The sequence below is a fragment of the Clostridium sp. AF29-8BH genome, assembly GCF_003478145.1.
Taxonomy (GTDB): domain Bacteria; phylum Bacillota; class Clostridia; order Lachnospirales; family Lachnospiraceae; genus Otoolea; species Otoolea fessa.
The window spans coordinates 1-4,059 of sequence record NZ_QUEL01000047.1 but is presented as its reverse complement, the minus strand read 5'-3'; the positions used below and the strand labels follow the sequence as shown (position 1 = coordinate 4,059).

The window sequence follows — 4,059 nt, the reverse complement described above, 5'->3', positions numbered from 1 at the left end:
AGCAAGTGTAAAATAAGTGCAATAAAAAGTATAAAATAAGTAAAAAAAATACTTGACGAATGCGACTGCTCGTAGTATAGTAGAGACATAGGAAAGAGAGGTATAAAAGCAATGAAAAAAAAATACAAGAAAACATAAGAAGAAAAGGGAGTAAATTCCTTGAAGATATATAGTGTATGGATAGATAAATAAAAAACCTCCGACATATAGGATGCTGGTAACACCCTTGCCGAAGGTCTTCATGATAGACTTGATCGTCTGGTAAACGATCTATGTATTTTGCAGAATTATCTTATCATGAAAAAATTTATTTGTCAAATTATCATTGGCGTTCTGCTGATGGTATTTCCCACACTTTATATAGAAGCAACTTGAAAACTGAATATAGGAGGAACGATTTTGAGGGTTAATTATGAAATTCTCAACATTCTCTACCACATGGAGGCGTGGAGTAAGATCGTAGCAGCTACCCAAAAGGAAATCATAGCGGCGCTGGCAGGAGAAAAAGTGATTTTTACTGAAAAGACGATCTATCTGCACTTGCGTGAGCTGATTCGTCTTGGGTATGTCAAATACGGTATTATGAAGTTGAATGCAAAGACATACTATGTGTCAGCAAAAGGGCTGGAATGGATGAAAGAGATGGAGAAAAAGGACTTTTAATAGGAGATTGACTATGAACAAAAAATTGAATAGGAGATTGAAAACAACCTTCATTGGTTGCGGTCAATGCGGTTGTCAGATTGTATCGGAAATCGAGAAAAGGGTCATGGGACTTGATGGAACAAAGGATAATACCTCTTTCGTTGGTATCAACAGCAGTTTGGAAGATTTATCCGCAGTCAACTTATCCCATAAGATACATATGAAGAACTGTACTGGAGCGGCTGGGAATCGTAATCGGAGTCTGGACGCATTGGCGGAGAACATCGATGAAATACTTCCAGAATTGCAGAAATACATAATTGATGGAAGTACGGTATTTATCGCGTTTTCGATGGGCGGCGGCACAGGATCAGCTATTGGACCAGTGTTGGCGAGGATTTTATTGGAAATGGGTTATAAGATGTGTCTCATTCTAGTTCTTCCGTCTGATGCAGAATCATTGAGGATTAGAGATAATGCAAGACAGACATTTGATGAGATTGAAGATCTGAAGCCGGAGCTGGGGAGCATCTTTATTTTAGATAATAATGCGATGGACAAGCTTCAGATCAATAAAATCTTTGCAACCCTTATCACTGCGGTGCTGTGCATCAATAATCACTCGTTGGATGGAAATATGGATCTGGCAGAAATCGAAACCTGTCTGCACTGTCCGTCATTTTCTATCATCGTAGCAACGAACGCCGCGAACGGTAATACAGGAAATATTGTAGATATTCTGAACAGGGATAATAACATCTTCGCCAAGCGTGAGGATAAGACTATTTCTATCATGGGTGTATCAGAAGCGGTATCTGCAAAGGACAGTAAGATTGACGTTGTAGAGCTTCGTAAAGCAGTAGGGACAGCACCAACAGAGTATCATGGCTATTTATTAGAATCCGGCGAAAATGTAGTTATTCTTAGCGGTTTGATGATGCCATATAAGAGAATGGATGCACTGGCTGAATCGGTGGAGAAAGATGCAGAGAGTGTCCAGAACTCTATGAAAGCATTGACACAGGTTCGTACAGCTAAAACATCGAGCGTATTCGCGGTTAAAACAGAAATACAGCCAAAGCCGCCGGTAAAAGAAATGACGGAATTTGAACGGCTTAAAGCTAGATTAATTAGTAAGTAAAACTGGGAGCAGGTGTCTATGAAAAGATGGATAAAGGCTGATAATGGAAAGCTGTCTACAGTTCTGGAGTTTGATTCTGGAAAGAAAGTGGAACTGCCTATAAATAAAGATGCTTCAATACGTTGGTATGAAGATAGATTAAAGAAAAATAACAAATAAAAGGAGAACAGAAATTATGAAATTAAATAAAGGTTATCAGATTGCAAGATTGTTGACAAAAAGTAAAGTTTCAGATGAACAGATTGAGAAAGAACTTTCCAGTATGACAGCATTGGAATGGGATAGGATATGTAACATTTTAGACAATTTTCTGAAAGCACATGATATGCCATTGGATCAAGGATGGGCGCTGATGATAAATGACATTCATAATATTTCCGATGTATATAAGGTAAGCGAAGCTACGTTACTGTCGGCTTATCTGCCGTGGATCGGTATGAAGAAAAATGAGTCTGATGAGAACTGTGAGAAGTTAAACGATAAGGAAATTGAAGACAAACACTTGACGACATCACAGTTTGAAAGGGTGTTACAGGAGCAGAAAAATGGATTCTTGATTCATATGAATAACGAAGAAGCAGAAGATAAATTCATGCATAGAAATATCGAACTGGTAGACTTATCTTTCGATGAAGTTCAGACAGTAAAAAACAATCAGTTGCTTGCTTTCACAACAAATGATTCGAATGCAAGTATGTTTATTGATAAAAAGGAAATTCATGATATTGAGAAAGCAGAGGATGTTGACGATCTTTTTTCGGTTAGCGTAAAAAAAGCCTTTAATCTTTATCTGTCCCCAGAAGCAGATCATGTAGACAGTAAACGGAATATGGTAACAGTGGGATTTATGTAAAAGATGGGATAGGGAGAACACAAACTATGTATAGACCGACAACAGTACAGAAACTTCAGTCAGCTATCAAGAATCATCTGATTCAGATTCAGAACGTACAGGTAAGACGTAAAGGCTCAAATGACACCAGAACAATCACGCCAGAGCAGTTCACGGAGAACTTAGATTTCCTCATGGAATCCGGTATCTTCTCTGATGCAGTAGATATTCGGTATGAGTTCAAAGACATCACGGTTCATTTCCACATAGGTTATATGAGCCAGTGCGATAATTCTACCGATGCACAGGCGGATCTTTCTGATGGCGTGACACCAGAGCAGATTAAAGAACACTTTGCAGTTCCTTTGGAATAAAAAGGGCGAACATATAAGTGACAGAGATATTGTTGCTGTGAGATAACGCAACCTACTGTTGAAGAGGACAGTTCCAGCTTAAAAGGTTATAAGATTTCTTCTACCAGTGAGGATGCTGGTTACATATGGGACGAAAGACAGGCACATCATTCTATTGTGGGTGGTGTGCCTATAATAATGAGAAGAGAGGCATGATTATTACGGATAGAAAAGACATTATTATTTTTAATCAAAGAATGGCTGGTTACTTGATGCTAAAGGGGTACGTTCTTTTGGATATGCGACCAGACATAAATAGTTCTAGTGGAAAGAACGTTTTCGTATTTAAAGATACACCACAGATTAGAAATTCAATGAGTGATTATTTGAATCACTAACTGGAGGTGTACCAATGAAGAGGAGAATTTCGGATGTTATAAGTGAAGAAGATATTAAAACTTGGAAAGCAGGGGATAATGTATTAATAGCTGCACCGATGGGAGCAGGAAAAAGTTATTTTTGCAAGAATCCTTTGTACCTAATAGCCAAGAAAGCAGGAGATAAAATCCTAATGCTGATTCATAGAAAAAATTGTGTGGAACAGTTTACATATGAATTAGAGGAAGACTTTAAGACGGATGTAATAGATGTGATTACATATCAGTCTATGGAATTTAAAAAACTACATAATATAAGCAGTCAAATAGATTTATCCCAATATAAGTATATTGTATGCGATGAGTTCCATTATTTTTTTAATGATAGCAGTTTTAATAATAAGACAGCAGTATCATTTAAAATGATTATGGAGAACAAGACTTCGACTCATGTGTTTATGTCTGCCACAGGAGAACATATGACAAGGTATATGAAGAAATATATTAAGGATAATAAGCTGGATGCACCGATTGAATATGAAATCCCTTTTGATTTTTCATTTATAAAATGTCTCACGTTTTTTAATAAGGATGATACAATGGAGGCATTTCTAAAAGAGGGAATAGAAAAAGGAACGAAAGGAATATTTTTTATTCAAAAAGCAGAAAAAGCTTATAATATTTTTTATTCAAAAAGCAGAAAAAGCTTAT

General features: G+C 36.9%; 7 protein-coding genes. All 7 read left to right on the top strand.

The window, feature by feature from the left end:
* The first annotated feature begins 399 nt into the window (after positions 1 to 399).
* Positions 400 to 663: a hypothetical protein gene (locus tag DWZ16_RS15080; RefSeq protein ID WP_118523173.1), complete on the top strand. Its 264-nt coding sequence runs from the start codon at positions 400 to 402 to the stop codon at positions 661 to 663.
* A 13-nt stretch (positions 664 to 676) separates the two neighbouring features.
* Positions 677 to 1,786, top strand: coding sequence for a hypothetical protein (locus DWZ16_RS15075; protein ID WP_118523172.1), 1,110 nt, complete (start codon positions 677 to 679; stop codon positions 1,784 to 1,786).
* Positions 1,787 to 1,804: 18 nt separating this feature from the next.
* Entirely contained in the window at positions 1,805 to 1,945 is a 141-nt protein-coding gene (locus tag DWZ16_RS15635) for a hypothetical protein (RefSeq protein ID WP_182427388.1), read from the top strand.
* A gap of 16 nt (positions 1,946 to 1,961) precedes the next feature.
* A complete protein-coding gene (locus tag DWZ16_RS15070; RefSeq protein ID WP_118523171.1) occupies positions 1,962 to 2,639 on the top strand; it encodes a hypothetical protein in 678 nt (225 codons plus the stop codon).
* A gap of 26 nt (positions 2,640 to 2,665) precedes the next feature.
* A complete protein-coding gene (locus DWZ16_RS15065) occupies positions 2,666 to 2,992 on the top strand; it encodes a hypothetical protein (protein ID WP_118523170.1) in 327 nt (108 codons plus the stop codon).
* 125 nt (positions 2,993 to 3,117) lie between these two features.
* Positions 3,118 to 3,369, top strand: coding sequence for a DUF5659 domain-containing protein (locus DWZ16_RS15060; RefSeq protein WP_147353442.1), 252 nt, complete (start codon positions 3,118 to 3,120; stop codon positions 3,367 to 3,369).
* Between the two features lie 14 nt (positions 3,370 to 3,383).
* Positions 3,384 to 4,059: DEAD/DEAH box helicase family protein (locus DWZ16_RS15055; protein ID WP_147353441.1), on the top strand; the 676-nt coding region annotated here is incomplete at its 3' end.

Coding starts and splice junctions, on each gene's coding strand:
- DWZ16_RS15060 (WP_147353442.1), top strand. CDS start 3,118: ATGGGACGAAAGACAGGCACATCATTCTATTGTGGGTGGTGTGCCTAT.
- DWZ16_RS15070 (WP_118523171.1), top strand. CDS start 1,962: ATGAAATTAAATAAAGGTTATCAGATTGCAAGATTGTTGACAAAAAGT.
- DWZ16_RS15635 (WP_182427388.1), top strand. CDS start 1,805: ATGAAAAGATGGATAAAGGCTGATAATGGAAAGCTGTCTACAGTTCTG.
- DWZ16_RS15065 (WP_118523170.1), top strand. CDS start 2,666: ATGTATAGACCGACAACAGTACAGAAACTTCAGTCAGCTATCAAGAAT.
- DWZ16_RS15075 (WP_118523172.1), top strand. CDS start 677: ATGAACAAAAAATTGAATAGGAGATTGAAAACAACCTTCATTGGTTGC.